The organism is Psychrobacter sp. DWR1-2-3 (assembly GCF_049896465.1).
GTDB classification, from domain to species: domain Bacteria; phylum Pseudomonadota; class Gammaproteobacteria; order Pseudomonadales; family Moraxellaceae; genus Psychrobacter; species Psychrobacter maritimus.
In genome coordinates, this window is record NZ_JAFCUJ010000002.1 from 350,832 (window position 1) to 372,640 (window position 21,809).

Sequence of the window (21,809 nt, forward strand, 5' to 3'; positions counted from 1 at the left end):
TAATAGAAGTTATCGCTGCACTATATGAGCTACAATAATCACTAATGGGTAGAATACTCAACATTTTTAAGTAAGCATTGACATAATAAAATCATACTTATACTTTTTAACCAACGCTTTTATAGGGATATCATCGCACTATGCTATCACCCCAAGACCAATTAACTGAGCTGGTACGTACGCTTGAGACGCAGCAGCATGTTTTTGCTACTGACCCGCTACTGATTACCGAAAAACTGCAAGGTGAGGATGGAAAACCTATCCAAAAACTGCATCGCCGCGCCTCGCGTATTGATAGTAACGGTGCACTGGCACGTGTGCTCGGTAAGATTGACGGTCGCATAAAGGGCATCATGGTGGTTATGAGTGTGGTGTGGTGCATCTCAGGGTTTTTGGGATTGTTTACCCTACTTCAGACCAATGTGGTTAATTTCTTTTATGTGCTGGTCTGTCTGCTTGGTTTCCATACCGTTATGCTCTTAGGCTGGCTAGTGATGACGCTAATCAATCAAGGCAAGCAGTCCTCGAATTGGTTTGCCAATTTTGTCAGTCCTAGCTATCTCATCCGTGGCAAGGATGATGTGACTAAGGCGGCCGTTGACTTGTACGAGCGTCAATTACAGCACAGCGGTATGCGTTGGTATTTGGGACGCTTTAGCCATCAATTATGGCTCGCTACATTAACCGGTATGCTGCTGGCGATTGTGTTTTTGTTGATTGTGCGTCAGTACAGTTTTAGCTGGGAGTCGACACTACTGTCTGATCAGGCGCTTATCACGTTGACTCAGATACTCGGCTGGCTGCCAGGCATGGTAGGGTTTGGTGTGCCAGACAGTACCGCTATCGTTCAGAGTCGCTTGGTGACTGATGCGATGCCGCTGTCTGTCGCGCGGCAATGGGCGGGGTTATTGGTTGGTAGTCTGCTGATGTACGGTATTGTACCTAGAGCAATCGCTTGGGCGTCTTGCGCGTTGATGTTCCGTCGTAAAAAGATGCGTTTGGATATCAAGCAGCCTTATTATCAAAAGATTTTGAATTTTTGGCAGCGTCATGTGGTTGATGCTGATGATTTTAAAGAAGCACCCGCTCCTATCGCCCCAAAAGCGACGGTCAGTACTGGCAAGAAATTGGTGGCTTTACTCGAATACCCATCAGAGCAGGATAACTGGTGGCTTGAGGGTATTGATGCCAATATCAATGATAATAGTGAGATAGAGGATTTCGGTATCGTTGATGATCGCGATGATATGGATCGCTTGACAAGCTATCTTGATAAGCACCCAGTGCAGGTGTTATTAGGGATTCATAGTAAAGCGCTGCCTGACCGTGGCACCCTACGTAAACTCGATCGTATCGCAGAGCATGCGACAGATGGGCTCATCGTACAACTGCTTGGTGATACTAGCTTGACTGATAATGATATTAATACTGATATTTCAAATAACGCTGTTTCAAGTACGGCAGATTTAAAAAAGCAAACATCGGAGCCGGTGGCGGGAAATCAAGATGTTCGCTATCAACAGTGGCAAACCGCGCTCTCTGCGCGAAAAATTGGTCTGGTGGACACTAAGTAGCGTTATGTCCTTAGCTTTACTCAATAGCTTGTATACAAATGATATGGAAACATAAGATGGATAATAATAAGACCAATAGTAGACCCGTCGGTTTATTTGCTGACAAGGCATTAAAAGACGACCCTAGCAGCAACCTAATGAACCCAGAGGCAACAGCATCTACTCAGGACAATGTTAATACCACCCCCATAGATTATTCTGCTGATGAATCTGAAAATCTGACAGCACGCTCTAGCAAAAAAACCACGATAGCCAGTGGTGCAGCACTTAAATTAGCAGTCGTTGGTCATACCAATACGGGTAAGACCTCTATCCTGCGTACTCTATTGCGTGATGTCTATTTTGGTGAGGTTAAAAACGAAGCCGCGACTACCCGTCATGTGGAGCAAGCCAAACTAACAGACAGCCAAACCGGTGAAGATTTGGTCATACTATATGACACCCCTGGTCTAGAAGATGCCTCAGGGCTGATGGATTGGCTGGAAGACAATACGGCCAGTCGCCGTGATGGTATTGAACGTTTGCAGCAATTTTTGGCAGCAGACATTGCCCAAGGTGGTGATGCGTTAATTAGCAATGAGGACTATAGCCAAGAAGCCAAAGTTATCCGTCAGTTGCTGGCAAGTGATATGGCTATTTATGTCGTCGACGCGCGTGAGCCAGTACTCGGTAAGTATAAAGACGAGCTGGCTATTTTATCGTGGGCCGCGATACCTGTGATGCCGGTATTTAACTTTACGGACAGTCAGGATGCCAATATCGATGACTGGCAAACGATGCTCGCCAGACGTAATCTGCATATTTCGACCCGTTTTGATTCAGTGGCGTTTGAATTTGAAGATGAAATGCGCCTATGGCAAAATCTCGCCACCATGCTCACTCACTCGGAGATGCTTGAGCAATTGATGGTACGCCGTACGGAGAACTGGGCGCAACTCTATGATGAGGCTAACATCATCATGGCGGACTTTTTGTTAAATGTCGCATCATTTGTGCGCGAGATTAGTGAAGATGATGACCCACTGCCCGTATTGGAACAAATGCAAGAGGCCGTTAGACAAAGTGAACGGGCGATGCAGCACAACCTACTCAATTTATATAAGTTTTATGATAATGCCGTGGCAGCAACCCCACTTGAATTACAAGCGTATCAGCAAGACCCTTTTGACCCTGAGCTGCTCAAAAGCTATGGTATTCGCACCACATCTGGCGCGGCAGCGGGCGCATTATTAGGCTTGGGTATTGATGCGGCAGCATTAGGCACGACGTTGGGATTGGGTGCCGCGATAGGTGGTATCGCAGGTGGGCTATTGTCTAATACCAGTAGCATCGCTGATAGAATCACTGGGGTAAAACGTTTGTATATCGACCCTGCCACTCTAACCTTGCTCGCCACTCGTGCGATAGATTTACTCACCGCCCTGCGTCATCGTGGTCATGCAGCAACTGATGCCACGCAATTGCTGTATAAAGGTGAAAAATCCAGTATTGAACAGTCGTTAGATGACGAAAGCAACACCGTCACACCATGGCCGACACATAAACTGCCAAGTGAGCTCAAAAAAGCCCGTGGCAAACCGCAGTGGTCATCGCTGAGTAGCGGTAAGTCTGAACAGGCTCAGCTATTACGCGCAGATATGGCGTGGTCGCTGGCTAGCAAATTACAGTCACGTGGGGCTGAATAATACCAGTTGAGTAAGAACAGTTTTTTATGGGACTGTTCTTATCTAACCATGCTTCATAACTATGCCTCTAGTAAAGTACTTAATGCACCAGTACCGCGCACATCTGTTTTCTGTAGATAAATTGGATACAGCGGATAATTCGTAAAACTCTTTTCAATATCATGCATTAGCTGCTGCTGGCGCTCGGCACGATGTTGCCAAAACTCATCAGCTTGTATTGGTGTTATCAGTTGATTGACTACTATCGCTGCTGGCGGCAGTTTACTGTCCTGTAACTGTTCGATAGCGCGTTTGGTCTCTGCCAGTGGTAGTACATCTGCCGTCATCACCAATACAATCGCGGTTTGGCTACGGTCATGCAGCAATATTCCTGCCTGACGAAACAGCGCTTTGCGTTTTTCTAGTACGGATACTGCTTGCTCCCAGCGGTCAGATTTGTTTGCAGCAAATGGATTTGGCACATCATTATCGACGTCTTTTTGATTGCTCTTTTGATTGTGACTGTCTAAATGGTCCGCGACCGAGCGCAATTTAGCTTGCCGCCTTTGCTGCGCCAATAACCCATCTGTCCACGCGCCCATCATCTCAGGCAAGACCAATAAGCGCAATGTATGACCTGTCGGCGCGGTATCAAATATGATATGTTCATAATTGGCATCCGCTGCGCTGACTAAATGCTGACACATGGACTCGAGCATGGCGGCCTCTTGTGCGCCAGGCGCAGATTTTGATAGGCGTAGGTGCTCACGAATTTTGGGCATCATATCGGGATTGGCATAGGCACTGATGGTACGCTCAACTTGGGCAAAATGTGCATCGACGATGATGTCAGGGTTTAGCTCGATAGCATCAAGATAAGGCGTTACCGCTGTTTTCTCGTTGCTTAACCGTATATTAAGCACATCACCCAAGCTATGCGCCGGATCGGTTGAGACAATTAAGGTCTTTTTTTGCTGGCTAGCATAATGACTGGCAAGCGCCGCTGCAGTGGTGGTTTTACCAACACCGCCTTTACCACCGACGAATATAATCGGCTGCGTTGCCAGTTGTTCTATTAGTTTGTGTAGAGGACGTAAAGCCATACTGGTGTCTCAATATTGAATCAATGTAACAATCAACAATAACAATTAATAAATTATCATCCGACTAACAGCAACCAACGTGATCAAAAGGACATCTATCCATACCCATGCGTGTGTGCCATTCGTGGAAGTTTTCTAAAAATAACGGCTGCAACTCTAGTGTATAAAAGCTGGCAGGGTTATCAATACCGAGGCTCTCAGCAAACATAAGTAGCATAAAGAAATCTTCTTCGTCACGCGCTGCACGTGCCATCGTTTGCCGATATGGTGCATGATAAAACTCATTCAGTCCTGCCACAAACCGTTGCCACCACGATTGGTTGTCTTTTAGACGGTCTGGCATGTTTTCTAGGTTATTTGGTGTCTTGTTATCTTCCATGATTTACTCGCATTTTGCTTATTTCTTATCATCTATCATGCCTATACCATACAAAAAACGCCAGCAATTGCTGCTAGCGTTTTTTCATACCTATGTTTTTTATACCTATATTATTATCAATTAGGAATCACTTTTAAAGGTTGCTTTTTCCTTTATGTAACGTCCATTCTTTACGGAGTACTGATAAACTCTCAAATGTCACTAAAATCGTGGCTATCAAGATAATAATATCCATAATAATAAGCAGCCAATTACCGTCATTAAAGAATGTTTTTAGCTGAATCAATAACGCAAAAACGGTCATAACCAACAAGAACGATAATGGCGCTAAGGTATACCATACAGGTCTGCCTTTACGTAACAAGATGACAGTCACAATCATTAAGGTTAAAGCAGCCATGAGCTGGTTGGTCGTGCCAAATAGCGGCCAAATAATCATACCGCCCGCGCCATCAATGCCACCAGCACCAAATGCTAGTAACAGACAGCTACCAACGGCAAGAAATGTTGCCACCACACTTTTATTTAATACCGGCAGCTTATAAATCTCACCAAATTCTTGGAAGATATAACGTTGTAATCGAACGCCAGTATCCATCGTAGTACCGGCAAACAAGGCTGCCATTACCGTCAGCATCGTCTGTGATAACACCATATCAATGCCAACACCGGCATTTAATATGGTCGCACCGCCATCAATAAAGGCACCAATCGAGCCGTCGCCAAATTTTTGATAAACGGCTTGCCAGTCGCCAAGGGTTGCAAAGCCTGCGGTTGCCGCAAGTATCGCACCAAGTGCCAGCATGCCCTCACCCATGGCACCGAAGTAACCAACGAAGCGTACATCTTCTTCTTTATCAATTTGCTTGGACGTCGTACCCGTTGCCACCAAACCATGAAAGCCTGAGATTGCACCACAAGCAATGGTCACAAATAATAAGGGCAGCATAGATGGTGTGCCGATTGGCAATGCCGTGTTTATTGCTGGCGCGACAATGTTCGGCGTAGCAATAAAGATGGCAGCGTATAATAAAATCAAACCGACAAATAACTGTAAGCCATTGATGTAATCGCGCGGTTGCAGTAGCATCCAAACAGGCAACAAAGACGCGATTGCTGCATAAGCAAATAAAATAAGAATCCAGATCGCATTATCCGGTAGACCCATAAAGGTCTCAGGTAATACGATAGGGAACATAGGACCGAGATAAATAAGCCCGTATAAAGCGGTGACCCCAATGATGGAGACCCAAACCAGATTCATCTTATAGCGATAAATACACTGACCAATGATAAACGCTACGATTAAAGCGCCCCAAACCGGCAACACCGAAGACGGGGTTTTTATCATCATATTGGCAATAGCAACGCCAAATACCGCATTGACCATTAATAATAATAAAAAGATAACCACCATCATTAAGCTGCGCACACGTGTGCCCATGACAGTACCCGCAATAGAACCTATCGATTGACCTCGATTGCGCATACTGGCCCAAATAGCAGACATATCGTGGACACCAGCCATAAAGATAGTGCCTAAAACTACCCAAATGATGGCAGGTACCCAGCCCCAAATAACCGCAATCGCAGGTCCAATAATCGGTGCCGCCCCTGCGACCGAGGTGAAATGATGCCCCCATAGTACGTATTTATTGGTGGGGATATAATCTACCCCATCTTTCATGGAATGCGCTGGCGTGGGACGACTGTTGTCCAATGCCAAGATTTTGGTGGCGATAAATTTTGAATAAAACAGATAACCGCAAAGCATGGCGGCAACCGCAACCAACAGTACAATAGCACTATTCATCTTATCTCTCCCTAGACAAGTATTAGATAGCCTTATAAGTTCAAGCTTTTTAAAGTAAAATCTTAAAAATATGCTAGATTAGTGGGCGGTGAGCGACTCAGAGCACCCGTTATTAGGCAAATAGAAGCATCTTCGCCATATTATTACTGACCAACAAAGCATTATATTTTAAGATTGAGGCACTTCATTAACGAGTACCAATTGCCTGAATCCTTTCTTAGTATTCTTTTTAAATAGTAACTGATTTGATGAGGGATGTAACGTTGATAAGACGTTAAAAACAACAAATAAAGGAGTTAGAATGACACACTATTTTGGATTCGTACCTTCAGATAAATTGAAAGAATTAATTATTGAGGCAGAGCAAGTCGTTGAATCAAACGAAAAAGTAGACTACTACCCTTACCGTGACGCCCTGACCCACCAAACGGCTCGCGACCTTACTGATAAATTGTTGGTTGGACTGGTAGATATTATTCCAAATCCTGAGCGCCAAGCCTCTATGCGTAAAATCGTTGGCACCATCGAGCGTGCGACGGATACCCTACTCAATATCTTGTTGGGTAAAGAGAACAATGAAGAAGTGATGCCAAGTTTTCATTTTTTAAGGGATCAAGCGACATTCATTGATAACGAAGGCGTCAAGCGCATCGGTTTTAAGTTGTCAGATGCAGATGCTAAAATCATTGATGATGGTTTTGCGGCGATTACGCCTGAGCACGTTGATAGAGCGCTGTTTAAAAAAGCACTTGAAACGGTAAACGAAGAGACTTTAACGCATTTTATCAGCCGCTATGCTGATACGTTAAAATTGGGCATGATTAAACGCAAGTCTGTGCCAATGGCAAAGGCAGCTATCGATAAAGGCATGTCTATGGCATTAAATAAGCTATTACCTGACTTGCCGGACAGCTCTTTGAACCGTTTGGCCAATTATTATCGTCCTTTTATCGTAAAAAAGCCTGAATAACGAATATTATATTTTTATTAAGACTGTAGTGTTGGGCAAATTTGCTAAAATTTGCTAAAATAGGCGGCACTTTTATCGAAGGCGCAACTCATGACCCAAATTAGTAATCAAGAAATCGAAAAAACCCTGCGCAACTCAGAGTGCCTTATCAGCAGTATCGAAGTAGCCGCTGCTTATGAGCGCCTTGCCGCCCAGCTCAACCTACATTATGCCGGCTTAAATCCAATCGTTATGGTCGTTATGAACGGTGGACTTATCCCAGCCGGTCAGTTATTGACGCATCTGACGTTCTACCATCGCATGCATTATATCCATGCGTCACGCTATCGTGATAATGAAGGTACGAATGAGCTTGATTGGAAATTTAAGCCTGATGTGAGCATCAAGGGCGAACACGTCTTATTAATTGACGATATTTTTGACGAAGGTATTACGCTAAAAGCCATCGTTAAAGAATTGGGTAAAGAGAATCCTTTATCTATCGAATCTTGCGTGTTGCTTAATAAAGAGCACGATCGCAAGGTTGCAGACTTTGACGTTGATTTTGTTGGTATCAATGTCGCAGACCGTTATGTTTATGGCTGTGGTATGGATTTCCATGGTTACTTGCGTCATTTGCCTGGTATCTATGCTATTAAAGAAGACAAAATCTAGTCATTCTTTGGTTGAATGTTTTGAATGTATCGCATAATAAAAAAGCACCCACTGGGTGCTTTTTTATTGCTTATTGCTTTGATTGTAGTCAGGGGCAATTAAAACTGTAATGCTAAACCCGTATGACGCTCAGTGGGTGTCTGGACAGCCTTTTCCAAAGCAGATTTCGTACTATATATGGTTACCTGTTTTTTGGCACGGGTCACAGCGGTATAAATAAGCTCTTTGCTCAGTAGCCTTGCATGACTATTATCAAAAGTAATGGCTACATGATCAAACTCAGACCCTTGCGATTTGTGAATGGTCATCGCATAGGCGGTGGCAATCATCTCTTCATTAAGCAGATTGACCGCAATCCCCTGCTTCTTATTTTCAAAAAACACTTCGAGTCGACTACGCTCATCACCAGTTTGCAAACAAAAACCAATATCGCCATTAAATAATCCTAGCTCATAGTTGTTTTGAAGGACCATAACGGGACGACCATGAAACCATGTGTTTTGACCCAGTGGTAGCTTAAGCTCAGTAAGGTGCCATTGAGTAAAGTAATTATTAATATAATGATCGCCCCACTCGCCATTATGGCCGGCAGTTAACACCCTGAACTGATTAAAGGTTTCCATTAATGAAGCAATGGTATCTTTAACTGATTCTGGCATGGATTTTTCTATTGGATTTATCAGCAACGTTTTGACTTTGTTTATATAGGGATGGTAATTTAAGATGAGGTTTGAGATATCTTTATTTTTGCTTAGGCTATTTTCTATCTTATTATCTAGAGAAGCTTCAGTTTGTAAGGTGTTGATGCTATTCACATATTGAAAGCTCAGTGCCTTATCATGCTTTAACAACTGCCAAATAGCATGAGTATCTGTCTCCGTTTTGTTGATTTGATAAGCAAGCTTACCGATACCCGAGTCTGCTGTAAATCGACGACTCTCTGTTAGCTCTGCATGAATGGGTTGTAATAGTGGAATACGGCACAAGTCAGCCAATACCGCCCCTGCATCTACCGCTGCCAATTGGTTCGCATCTCCTAATAATATGAGCCTTGCGCCAGGCTTTACCGCACTCACAAGATAGTTCGCCAGCTCAACCCCTAGCATCGATGCCTCATCGACAATAATAATATCTTCGCCAAGTGGATTGTTAGCATGGTAACGCGGTCTGCCCGTCCGACCAATACCTAACAAGCGATGAATGGTTTTTGCTTCTTGCAACTGTAGCTCAACATCCGCTGCGTCTAACGCCGCCTGCAGAGACTCTTGCATCCGCTGTGCAGCTTTACCCGTTGGTGCTGCTAATGCCAAGCTGGCACTGTCAGTGCTAAATCTAATGCTTCCAGACGCATCTGCCCCACTCTCTGTTGCCTGTTGCAGTGCAATCACTAGTTGAGCAACGGTGTAGGTCTTCCCCGTGCCTGGCCCACCAGTAATAATGCTAAAGGCACTGTTATTAGCGACAGTAATTGCCTTTATCTGATTTTCGTGAAGGTTTTCGGGTATTGCTATCTCTAGCGGTGTTACCTGCTGGTCTAAAATAGTGTTGATGCGCGCGGCTAAGTTAAACTCTGCTTGCCAAGCTCGGTGTAACCAAAAAGTGATTGCTGCGTTTTGTTTATCAGCCTCTTTATTGTTGATAAGCTGATAAACGATAGGTTGATTATTTCTGCTTAGGCTATTTTTATTTTCATTATGGTTTGCGTTAGCATTAACGCTAGCGAACAAAGTGTGCTCATCGATTAACTTAGCAAAAGACGTCATGTTGCTATTTTTCAATAACTTATAAAGTAAGGCAACGGCATCAAACCTTTTAACCAACATCTCTTTGTCATGATTACTGAGTGCCAGCTGCGCCCATAACTGGTCTTGCTTAGCAAACAAAGTCTCTAGCAATACAAATATCGATGCCTTAGCCGTAATATCTGTCTCTGATTGAGCCTCTATTTGAGTGTCAATCAAGGCAATAATTGGCGTTGCTAGCATCTCTAACAGCTGCTGTTGCCAAGCATATAGTGTCACTAGCTCACCATTGATATGACCGCTGAGCGGTACTTCATGCTCAGTTTCCTCAATGGTGAGTACAGTATGCCCCTCTTCTAAATGCGTCGCCAACATAGTGAATAAAGCCGTAAACAAACCACTATCTGGTGTTTTATCTATTTTTGCACTATCAGTATCAGTATTAGGCTTGGCATCGGTTACGTTATACGCTAAATGCGTTTGCTGACGGCGCAGCAAAATATAATCACTGATGTTGCTGGCCCAGCTTTCTTGTAAGCTTATATCGGCCCTGCTCTTATTATTACTCATAGTATGTTTTTCTCTATATTTATATGATTAATCGCTATAGTAATTTGTTGCATCAAATTCGTAATTGCCTGCATTTTGTATAGCCTGCTAACTTGGCATGCCAAACAACGTATCTAAGGCTTTAATAAAATCAATAGGTATGTCCCAAGTCACCAATCCATAGCGGGCACTGCTTATTGATTTATGCTTTATTGAATTACTGTGCATTAAGTTGCTACCGTCAAGCGTATTAGCCTCTTCTGCTGCCTTAATAGCTAACGAGGCAGCTGGATCATATACGCCTCGTAAAAAGACATACTCCACCGCGCCCAAATACTTATCTTCATTGCCTGCATAGTCATTAATCCGCATCGATAAGAATCGATGCAACGCCACCTGATAAATCGCTGCTTGCAACCAATATCCTGCTTTGGACATTGCTTGCTTGAGAGTAGTTTCGTCATAATCGCTTAGGCTATTTCCTAAAAAATTACTCTTATAATCGACGACGTAATACTTGCCAGCATGCTCATACACCAAATCGATTTCACCACGCAAATAACGATACAAATGCGCTTTGTTTTGCGGGACAAGATTGACATGTTTGTCGGTTTCATTAGGTAGGTACTGTTGAAAAAGTCTATTAATATCTTGTGCTTTAAAACGCTCTGACAGCCCCATATTGAACTCTAATTCAGCGAACCTCTGGCCTGCATCAATAGAGTATAACGGTTGATTGGATGCTAATAACGGCGTATGTAGCACCTCTTCAATCCAGCCAATGAGAGCTGCATGCTTGCTAGCATCTATCGAGTCAGGATTAAATGAATCAGTATCGGATGAACTCTCATCACCTTGCTCTTGCTTCTTCGTTTGTAATCGACGGCTTTGGGTTTCAGCGCTGCTATATACCAATGGCAGCTGATAGCTACTGATCGCTCTATCGATAACCTGAGACCACTGCGATTTATTATTAAAATCAATTTTTTCAAATATCTCATGCAAAAATGTACCCGCATTGGCACCTTTCACAAAAGTAAAACGAATATCATCCTCTAGCTTGAGACTTAGCTCATCGACTTGCTCAACAGACTCATCATTATTCAGTGATGGCACAACTGAAACTGAAGTTTCGGTCATGTCAATATCTATCGCATCATCAATACGCTCATCCATGATAGCCATTGTCTGCGTTGATTCGTCTAGCTGACGGGCTAAGGCGGTAAAACTGGTCTTAGCCCAACCATAAAAGTAATTAATTTTCATAACTTCTGAAAAATCATCATACTTAATCGGCTCTGTTTTGGGCTTAATCGAAGCAAGCGCTCCATTATCCGTTAATGCGCCTGCTTTAGCTGCAGCACAGTTATCGTTATAGAACTCATTGACCTTATGGCCTCTAATCATGCCTATAGTGCCTTTGAGTCTATCTGGCAATTCAAACTTTGGCTCTGGTGAGTCAAACCAATAGAACACCGGCTTTAATTCAAAACCTGTTTTGTTATGGGGATCTCGCAGCACCACATAAAGCTGCTCACTGGCGCGAGTAAATGCCACATAACCAAGCCGGCGCATCTCATCAAAACCCTCCTGCGTCTCCATATCGGTATAGTAGCCCTCTGTGGTCGCAGAGCCTTGTACAGGAGAGAATCGGCGCTGATTGCCTGTCGATTGCTGAGCTAGCGCTGACTGATTTTGTTGAATAGCGTCTTGTTGAGTATCATCTTGCTGGGTAGGGGTTTGTTGCGCGTTATAGAGATACAATCCATATTCTTCTTTATTACCTGACTTCCTACTGGCATCGCCCATACCCAGCACATAAACAATGGGAAACTCCAACCCTTTTGATTTATGAATGGTCATCAGCTGCACGCCAGACTCTGTCGGTAGCGGATATTGCTTGGCCCAATCACTGCTAGGCGCGGTATCTATATTTTGTCTAAACCAGGCCAGCAGCTCATATTCACCCATGCCGATACCATACTGCGCTAATATATCCATCACATGACGCAAATCCATAATATGACGCGCGCCTTCTGGATGCGCGGCTAATGCTTGCCAAACGCCTTGCGGCTGCACAGGGCTTTGATCTAACAAGTAATGCATGGCCGATAATATGCCAAAGTGCTGCCAACGCTGTGTACCTTCTTTTAAATAGCTAATAAAGTCTTGATAGCTTTTTTTATTATCAACGGCTTTTGTATTAGCGCTATTTAAATCTAAAGCCCCTGACTCATGGTCAGTCATCATGGCTTTGATATCTTTTATACTCAGGCCATACAAATGACTGGTCAGCACCCGATTAATCATGTCATGACGATAAGGATATAGCATGGCACTCAGCAGCGCTGCCACATCCTCTGCCATGACGGTTTCAAAGATACTGACATCACTGGTGGTCAAGGTCGGCACATTGAGCTTTACTAGCTCGTCTTCGACCCGTTTTAAGTCTTTTTTGGCACGTGCCAGCACGCCGATATCGCTCGGCTGAATCGGTTTGCCTTTTAATGTCTGACCACTGCTGAGTAAGGTCGCAATATGACGCGCTGTGATTTCATGCTCATCGTACTCAAGCTCTTTGTCCTTATCATAAGGCAGGTGCAACACACTCACTGGCTGAGCAGAGAGCACGTCACTCACTAAGTCGCTATTTAGGTCACTGGTTAGTATGTCTGGCTCATTACACCAAGACAGCTGATTTTTTTCTTTATATGCTTTGATGTGCTGGTAATAAATCCCTGTGCCTAACTGTGCGAGCCTATTCTCATTAGTCACAGGCGCAGGCATACCAAACCAGCAGTTTAGAGCATTAATCACACTGGCGTTTGAACGACGGTTAATATCGAGCGTCCAAAGGCTGCTTTTGTCAAACTGGGCTTTCATATAATTGTAGTTGGCAACATCACCGCCGCGAAACCCATAAATGGCCTGCTTAGGATCACCCACCAATAACAAAAACTCATGGTTGGCTTTATTAGTAGTAGCCTGTTTGTCATTGGCCGACGGTTTACGTTTACTTGTTGGCAAATAAATGCTTTCAATCATAATGGCTTGCTCGCCATTGATGTCCTGCGACTCATCAATCAATGCCACTGGATAGTGATGACGAATATAACGCGCCAGCTTCTCTCCTTGCCGACCGGTTAATGCTTGGTTCAAACGTACCATCTGCAAGCTAAAGGTGGTTTCACCGCGCTCTTCTAAGATAACTGGCAGCCTGTCACGTACCGCCAGCACGATATGGCGATTTAGATTGGCTAAGACAGTAATGATGTATGCATCAAGCTTTTTACTTTCTTCAATATACCGTTTAAAGTCACGAACCACCTGCAACTCATTAAATATTAAATTAACTCTTTCACCGTCTTTTGGCTTGTAGAACTGTTTGCCTATATCATCAGTTTTCTGAAAAGCTTCAATTAACTTTCCAGTATAAGTTTTTTTGTCTGATATGAACTTATAAGCGGCTGGACCAGACTCTTCTAACACTTGAATGATTTTCGGCCAAGACTCTCTGTTATTCTGCAACTGTCCTTTGGGAACTTCATAATATTCGCCGTCAGGCTTAAAGAAAGCATCAAGCTCATCGCTGCGCTCAATGATACTGTGGATAAGCCGCTCATAACCCTCAAAAGAAAAGTCACTGCTCACAACTTCATTAATCGGCGCAGAGATAAAATTAAGCGACCGAGTCACATAATTTTTATGATCGCCCACCGCCGTCAGCTTACCTTGCTGATCCATCAATGCATACAATTTGGGCTGCTCATGATACAGCCTACTTTGAAACTGACGCAGTTCATCATGAATAATACTGTCCGTCACTTGTTCAATGCTGCTGTCTTCAATAATAGCCATGCCTTGCTGATGACCGGTCTCGCTACTGTATTCCTTCAACCATTTCTGCGCCAAACTATCAAGGGTACCGACAAACAGTTTATCCAAGGTGGTTAATACCAGCGCCGTACGGCGAATGGCTTCCGTCATGGGATAGCTGTATACATGATCAAGCAAGTAGCCGACCAAATGCAGATTAATAGGGTCTTGCATGATGTCATCTAAGCGCACATATTTAGCCTGCGCGACCAACCAATCCTCACGATCTTTTTTTGCTTGTGCACGCTTTTCAGCAGCGGCTTTTTTGTCATGAGCTTTGTTATAAACAACGTCTTGATTTAGTTCATCAGCATCTGTTTCAGCGTTTGAATCCGTGCTTAAGTTCTTGCTCGCCTTTTTATCCTTATCACTATCATTGTCAGGCGTCACCTGTAGTATATGCGGATACAAACTCTCTTTATTAGCGGGGTCAGCGCTCAGGCTACTCACCCATTGCAGCAGCTGATAAAAATCCACCAAACGATCATGAATACGCTGACGCATCTCAGCTGCCGCGGCGCGAGTAAAGGTCGTCGCAATGATTTGCTCTGGCGCACGCCGTGCTTCAATCAACAGACGCAGTACAATGCCAGTTAGTGTCCACGTTTTACCAGTACCGGCTGACGCTTCGATAAGATGCCGACCCGTCAATGCAACATCAACCGCTGGTATCACATCTGGCTTATTCTTAGGCTTGGTCATGTCGTGATTCGCAACCTCACTGTCAGTCATACCCTGATATGTATCAAATGAATGAGGCGATTCACTTAGGTACTCATCGGATAAATGTGGCTGGGTAGAAATGTCCATCATGTGAGTGGTGGCGGTAAATTCTGTCATAGGGGCGTACACTTTTTATTATTAATTAAGCCAAAGGGCAAAAAACGAACCGTTTTGAATAACCAACTAGCCAGCTAACTATCTAAACCTTGTAGGGCAGTAAACATCGGCTCATACAGTGGCTGTGCTAACGTCGTTAATGCTGCTGATAAGGCTTTAAACGCGTCTTGATCACGCAGTACATATTGCCAAATGGCATGCTGCGAGCAGGTATCGTATACCGTGTCTACATGATAGTTAGGTCTTAGCCAATCTGAGAAGTCTGCGCGTTTTGGCCAATATCTGCCGCTCTCGTCCTCACTCTCTGCCGCTTTTGTACACTTATCAAGATAACTGAGCGCATATTCTGGCAATAAGGTAATCGGCACTTGACCTGCTAGCTTGCCAAACATCGCCCATTTTATGAGCTCAGCTACGGCATCTTCATACACAATAGGGTTTAGCTTAAAGGCGGTTACTTTTTCATATTTTTTGACTTGTGAGTTGGGCTTATTAAAACGCCAAATACTCACCCCATCATTTAATACGACTTGCTCGGCAGTAGTGCGTCTGGCAACTTGCCAATACAAATGCGACAACCAAAACTTGATTAAATGTTTGGGGCTAGCAGAATTGGGCAGTATGTTTAACCACTGCTTGGGGGATTGCTCGGCATAGGACACGCCAGCCTGTAGATTAGCGCGATTGTTATTAGCATTTATTGCTACTGATATTGGTACTGAGCCTTTTATTTTAATGAGTTGAGGCAATAGCTTCAGTAATGGCGCATTATCAGTATCATTTAATACAGCCGCTAGCTCTATCTGAACGGGATGCTCGGTGGTTGGGGTCAGTAGCTGCAAACCACCTATATCGCTCTCCTCTAATATCGGGGCATCATCCAAGCCATTAGCAATTAGCTGCTCTTTAAATTCCTGACATTGCTGTTGCAGTTTTTGTTGTTGATTGGGCAAGGTCGTTTGGCGCGCTACACCTGCTGGCATGATTTTTTGATACATCAATATTGGGCTGTCTTGCTGAGCTGAGCTATCAGAATTGTTATTGGCGGCATCGCTCGCCAGCTCGTTAATCAAATACTCTTTAATCTGATAGGTCGTCAGGCTGTCTAGGAATAGCGGCTCTTGATGTGCCATCGCTTCTTCGCCTTGCACCACATGCACCTTTTGAGTACGCAAAAATGCCTTGGCCGGATGACGCACTTGATAGGCCAATACCCCTTCAACGTCTATCTCTCCAATATTAAATACAGTTTCGGAAAGTGCCTTTTTAGTAGGCTCACCTACAGCAGCAGAATCACTGGAGACAGCTGTCGCTTCTAATGACAGCATCTCAGCCAATGCATCTAAGGTTTGATTGTCTACTTGTCCTAACTGACCTAGAGATTGACCAAGCAGCTGAGCGATTGATTCGTACTGTGCTTTGGTAGGCAAGCCAACCAGTTCTGCATGCTCACTAGATATTCTACCCTTTAAGGTATGAAACACCGCTTGCCAAAGCGGCGCAGGCGGAAACTGACGTTTTTGCGCAAGCTTGGTTTTGCGCATGGCTTTATTCAAAAGAACATCTAGCTCATCTGCATTATCAATAAGGCTGTTGTCTTGAATATTATTGTCAGTGTGGATAGCTGCGCTTTCATTCAAATTGAGCTTAGGAGTGTCAGACGCTTGCTCAGCAACATCTGCGTCTTCAATGTCTGTTTCAAACAAACTCGCATGAAAAGGCAAAGCTGGATGCTCCGTCACCAGCCACTGTTTAATCAATTTAGGTAAATAACGCTTAAGGCTCTCGGTGGTAGAGTCAACATTCTCAGGCAATGTGTCTAACGCTTCAAGCGAGTTGACCTGCCACTGCACCTCACCTTGCAAAAACTGTAATAGCTCACTGACTGGGTTGGCTGGCAGGTGCTCGTGGGTGTCTGTCAGACTTTGACCGTTATAAAATATCCAGCAAGCACTGCGCGCGCACAGCAATGCGTCTAAGAACGCACCATTATCATCATCTTCACTGACTCTATCACCGCGGCGGGAATTGGTGGCTTTCATCAAATCATAGCGATTATCAAGATCACGCCCAGGGAATTCAGAGAGATCCATATTGAGCATCACCACCAAATCAAAAGGCACGTTTCTTAACGCACCAAATCGACCAAAGGTAATCACCCCAGTCGGCTCGGCACTGACCTGCTGACTCTCAAGCTCCGCTTCAATACTGTCCAGCATAAAGCTCAGCTTTAATGGCAATTGCTCAACGCCTGCCAGCCTTTGCTCTACTTCTTTTTTGTTAGCATTACTGACACTATCGCTACTGGCGTACTGTCTATAGTGGCGATTGGCTCTCAGGCTTGACTTAAAGCCATTCATGGCATTATAGATGGCGCGCATCGTACGCGTTTGATCAACATCACCAAAATAGCGATGAATCACTTGTGTCTCAATCTGATCGAGCCAATCCTCCGCTTTAAGTTTTTGTGTATGATCATCACGGCGCGCGGTCAAGCCGGCATAGATACGACAAAGCGCTTCGACAATCATCGCATCGTTTAGGCTTACTTGCGGCAGCGGCAAACTCATCTCTGGCAAGGCTGTGCTTGGCCAATCTTCCTGTGCCAAAGGATATAAGCAATCGCTCAAACTGGCCTCTGGCATCACCAGACCAAGCGTCAATCTATCTAGCGCTTGAGCAAAGGTAAATCGGTAGTCATAGTCGTTGCTATCTAGGGTTTGTTTAAGATGCCATTCATCAAAGCCGCGGATAAAGCCTGCCTCTACCAGCAAATCACAACCACGGCTCATCTGATCATGGGTTAAGCCAAAACTTTCATACAGCGGTGGTAGCATTAGCCAATCAAGCACCTCAGCGGCTTCAAAGCGGGCACTATGACTGCCTAACAGCTTATAAAAACCAATAATGGCTTCCCATAGCTGACGAATATCCGCATCAACAACACCGGTTACCTTTGCGGGCAGGGTTAAACCGTCTTGACCTTTACCGCTCACAAAAATAGAGCTGATCAGCGCATGGTGACGCTCAACATCGGGTAGCAAAACGACAATATCGGATATATGCCGTTTTTTCTCACCAGATTTTAGCGGTTCATTGAGCCAACGACCGATCATAATACGCAGTACTTCAAGTTGACGCTGCAAACTATGACACGAATGAATGCTTAGGCTATTATCTTGCGCAGACATTGCCCAAAAACGCTCCTTCTCAAAGCGTTTATTTTCTAACACTTCATCGTCATACCATGGTGTCTCTTTCTCGTCTTGATCAGAGCCCGTCTCTAGTTGTTTACTGACTGCTTGCGAGACTTTTGCTGCGGTCGCTTGCTGGGTAGACTGCTCATTCAGCATCAACACATCATTTTGCAAACGCCTTAATAAACTTGCGCTATCTTGCACATGTTGAGCGCTGTCATCAAAGCCAATACCGAACTCGTCGCGCAAGTCATCATTGTTATCATCGCCCTCATTAAAGATGTCCTGCCACTCGACGAGTGCATCTTGGTATTGCTCATTACCCGATAAATTAGCAAGCATCGCAAAGGTATCACGTGACTGTTTGCCCAAACGCGATAGCAAACTGTGACCATAATCACGTAAAAACACGCTTTCAGGGTTAATAATCTGCTGACGCTGTAGCCACGACTTATCAACAATATCTGCCCAAAACAGCTTGGATGGGTTGTAGTGCAGCAGTGTGATATTCATGTATTGTGATAAGCGCTGTAAAAAGTCGAGCTCGGTTTGTGGCAATTGCTGAATGGTAAAAATACGCAGTACTTTGGGCAGTTGAGCACGTTCATTCGCCTTGTTTTCTTTTAAGGCTGACCAAAAGGTATCCTCAAGCGCGACACGGTGCTGATGCACATCGGCAAACAAATGCGACCATAAGAAACGCTGCGCGACCTCTAACTCTACATAGTGCGCCACCAACCACTCAGGCGTGCCACGCGCATACTTATCGAAGCGCAGGGATAGTGCATCTTTATCTGCTATCAGCGCATCTACATTAAGCGGCTTATTGTGTGACCATAGGTCCAACCAGTCCTCACGATGGGTCAAATAGCGGTTAAACACCCTCGCCAAATCACTTGCCAGCTGCCAAATACGCGCATCTTGTTGCGCTTTATCCTGTCGTACATTGTCTTGTTGAGCATTGTCTTGTCGTGCATTGTCCTGCTGAACCTCTTCTTGCGGCTCATCGATTAAAGACGCCAGCAACGGATGAACAGGGTGTTTTTCATCAGCGACAATCGCCTCTTGATAGTAGGTCAAATAGCCAAACAAGCGCCACTGCATTACCGTTGGTGACAGCACTGCCACCTCAGGCACATTCAACGTTGCCGCTTCAGGATTTTGCTCTAACAAATAGGCATTGTGGCGGCTTAATACATCCTGCATCAATGTCCACTGATACTGACCCCAAAACGTCGTCGTCACTAAGGTGCTGATACCCGCTTGACTTGCAATAGACTTATCTAGCCAATCACCAAGTACCATTGACGGCACAATGACCACAAACTCTTCAAAAATGGGTGGGTTTTTGGACTTATAAGCCTCCAACAACTGCTCAACCAAAAGCTCGGTACGATGGGACTGAATGATTTTAAACATAAAGAATAGTCTGATTGAATTGATAAGGTGAATAATAAAATAGCGTTAAGAAAAAGTAACATTAAGAAAAATTAACGTGGAGAAGTATGACTGACTATTATAGCGCCGTCTTTATAGTAGCTTCTCAGTAGACAGCGCACATTGATAGCGATTAAGAAATGCGACAAGCAGTACTCACCAATCTATGTTTCTAGGTCGTTACTGCACTGTATTTCTGCTAGCATACTGAGCGTAATCTAATAAATAGCCGCATAAAAATAACAGCAACGGTTAACGACGAGCGACTTATTAATCATAAGCCTGAGAAATTGTAAAATAAGCGGATATTAGTGTGCCATTGATGCTGATTATTTACCAGTCTATTCATCGCGGCAGAAGCACCGCGCGACAGTCAGTGTCGTGCCATTACGCCGCTTAATTTGCTAGAAGACTATTTTTCTGCAAAACAAGATATTGTTATTTTAATTGATTGTCTTATATCGCTGTTTGCCGTTGTTGATACTTAACTATTTACTCTTTTTATATTGACGAGATACTATAACACTATGCCTTTGCGTCCCATTGATGCCATCTTTGTCCATCCTAAACGACGTTTATATGTTGTATACTATCGCGGTGAGCTGTGGGCACTGCCGCGCATGAAAATTGATGATAGGTCATGGCAAAACAGGCAGCCCTATACCGATGATAGCAGCTCGCTTTATTTAAGCATTCATCAAGCCATTAGCGACCCCGTGCTCGCCCAAAAACTGCGTACTTTAAACTTGCCAGCGGCGGTTCGCGGCAGTACGTTACCACGCTTTGAGGCATGGTGGGAGACAAATGGTTTTAAATGGCTCAAAGATAAGCTTGCGACAGGTGAATCGCCTTTAGCCGCGCACCAAACGGTAGCGCCCAAAATAACGGAAACAAAAGCGATTGACAAGCAGACGGTTTCCCCTTCAAACTACCAAGCTGCGCCATTAAATAACGCTAGCAGCATTAAGAAAAATAGCCCTATTAAACAAAAAAGTAGCGACCAACAAACAACAGCTTCTGCAGTAGAAGCGACAGATATTTTTGCTGATATGCTGGCTGATTTGGCGGATGAGGTGTTAAATCAGCACGAGTAAATCTGCTACCATTCGTTATTCATTTAAATCACTGATTACTTTAACCAAAAAAAAGAGCGGTAACTTATGAGAGACTACAAGCTGCTATTAGCCGGGCTTATTTTACTGCTGCTGATTATTTTTATCGCCATCTTTACTTGGTTATGGACCAGCAACCGTAAAAACATGGATCCTCTGCCTATTATGGCAAATGATAATGATGCCTCAACGGCGACAGCGGATGATGAAAACGCCATTGCCAAAAGCACCTTGCATATACAAGCAGAAGACAAGATACAAGTGCCTTTAGATGCTGTTATCACAACCTTTCAATCACGCTATCCGCATGTGCAGATAGTCACAAACTATGTTACTTCCGCGGCCCTTCTAACGCTATCTGACAGTGAATTTGCCGACAGTGATCGCACTGACGATGAGCGCGCATCTTATGTCGTGAATACCGATATAATTATTGCTAATAGCAAGCTGTCAAAAGAGCGCCTCTCTCCATTGCAAGAACAATTAAAGGCAGCTCAAGATAAGCACAATCAAAGCAAAGGGAAAAATAATAGCGTTCAAGAGGAAACAGCGGAAGATGGTCTTAATGAAAATAATGAGACTGATACTGAAGTGGCAACGCAAGCTAAAAGTGACAATACCGATACCCGCAGCCTTATCTCATTTAGCTATGCGTTACAAGATACGCAAGCAGTAGATGGCGTTGTATTAACGCCAAACCCTGCTGCTATTAATTTTAGAAACTTTTTGCTTTCAAGTACCGGACAAGACATCTTAAGTCAGCATGATTATAACAATATCGATGGCTATAAGAACGATATGGATAATTTATTCAAACCGAGCTCAGGCGCCAAACAAGCAACAGGCGAGCTGAAAGTAGATGTCGCCGACGCCCTTAGCAATGGTAAGTGAGCATAAAG

Annotated in this window: 12 protein-coding genes; 6 read left to right on the top strand and 6 right to left on the bottom strand. The window is 44.2% G+C overall.

The annotated features are described in order from the left end of the window. The first annotated feature begins 140 nt into the window (after positions 1 to 140). Complete coding sequence (locus tag ACP7AA_RS04670) at positions 141 to 1,574, top strand: DUF2868 domain-containing protein (RefSeq protein WP_201618465.1); 1,434 nt, start codon at positions 141 to 143, stop codon at positions 1,572 to 1,574. 56 nt (positions 1,575 to 1,630) lie between these two features. Beyond that, positions 1,631 to 3,259 (top strand): DUF3482 domain-containing protein, encoded by a 1,629-nt coding sequence (locus tag ACP7AA_RS04675; RefSeq protein ID WP_201618466.1) that lies wholly within the window; start codon positions 1,631 to 1,633, stop codon positions 3,257 to 3,259. 59 nt (positions 3,260 to 3,318) lie between these two features. Here ACP7AA_RS04675 and ACP7AA_RS04680 read toward each other — a convergent pair whose 3' ends face one another. The 3 genes from ACP7AA_RS04680 to ACP7AA_RS04690 form a co-directional block, all read right to left on the bottom strand. Beyond that, positions 3,319 to 4,341, bottom strand: coding sequence for an ArsA family ATPase (locus ACP7AA_RS04680; protein WP_201618467.1), 1,023 nt, complete (start codon positions 4,339 to 4,341; stop codon positions 3,319 to 3,321). Positions 4,342 to 4,405: 64 nt separating this feature from the next. After that, complete coding sequence (locus ACP7AA_RS04685) at positions 4,406 to 4,720, bottom strand: cory-CC-star protein (RefSeq protein WP_227670325.1); 315 nt, start codon at positions 4,718 to 4,720, stop codon at positions 4,406 to 4,408. 133 nt (positions 4,721 to 4,853) lie between these two features. Then, entirely contained in the window at positions 4,854 to 6,533 is a 1,680-nt protein-coding gene (locus tag ACP7AA_RS04690; protein ID WP_201618468.1) for a carbon starvation CstA family protein, read from the bottom strand. A gap of 301 nt (positions 6,534 to 6,834) precedes the next feature. On the opposite strand from ACP7AA_RS04690, the gene ACP7AA_RS04695 reads away from it, so the two are divergent. Together ACP7AA_RS04695 and ACP7AA_RS04700 are read left to right on the top strand one after the other, a co-directional pair. Continuing rightward, positions 6,835 to 7,503, top strand: coding sequence for a hypothetical protein (locus tag ACP7AA_RS04695; RefSeq protein WP_201618469.1), 669 nt, complete (start codon positions 6,835 to 6,837; stop codon positions 7,501 to 7,503). A 90-nt stretch (positions 7,504 to 7,593) separates the two neighbouring features. After that, entirely contained in the window at positions 7,594 to 8,157 is a 564-nt protein-coding gene (locus ACP7AA_RS04700) for a hypoxanthine-guanine phosphoribosyltransferase (protein WP_201564134.1), read from the top strand. 98 nt (positions 8,158 to 8,255) lie between these two features. On the opposite strand, the gene recD is transcribed toward ACP7AA_RS04700, so the two are convergent. The 3 genes from recD to ACP7AA_RS04715 form a co-directional block, all read right to left on the bottom strand. After that, positions 8,256 to 10,469, bottom strand: coding sequence for an exodeoxyribonuclease V subunit alpha (gene recD / locus ACP7AA_RS04705; protein WP_426222790.1), 2,214 nt, complete (start codon positions 10,467 to 10,469; stop codon positions 8,256 to 8,258). A gap of 87 nt (positions 10,470 to 10,556) precedes the next feature. After that, entirely contained in the window at positions 10,557 to 15,164 is a 4,608-nt protein-coding gene (locus ACP7AA_RS04710) for a UvrD-helicase domain-containing protein (RefSeq protein ID WP_201618471.1), read from the bottom strand. A gap of 74 nt (positions 15,165 to 15,238) precedes the next feature. Then, entirely contained in the window at positions 15,239 to 19,780 is a 4,542-nt protein-coding gene (locus ACP7AA_RS04715) for an exodeoxyribonuclease V subunit gamma (protein WP_426222791.1), read from the bottom strand. A gap of 545 nt (positions 19,781 to 20,325) precedes the next feature. Here ACP7AA_RS04715 and ACP7AA_RS04720 point away from each other — a divergent pair. Both ACP7AA_RS04720 and ACP7AA_RS04725 read left to right on the top strand, forming a co-directional pair. Next, complete coding sequence (locus ACP7AA_RS04720; protein WP_201618474.1) at positions 20,326 to 20,892, top strand: hypothetical protein; 567 nt, start codon at positions 20,326 to 20,328, stop codon at positions 20,890 to 20,892. A 66-nt stretch (positions 20,893 to 20,958) separates the two neighbouring features. Further along, positions 20,959 to 21,801 carry a hypothetical protein gene (locus ACP7AA_RS04725; RefSeq protein WP_201618476.1) on the top strand — a complete coding sequence of 281 codons (843 nt, stop codon included), beginning with the start codon at positions 20,959 to 20,961 and terminating at the stop codon, positions 21,799 to 21,801. The last annotated feature ends 8 nt before the right edge of the window (positions 21,802 to 21,809 follow it).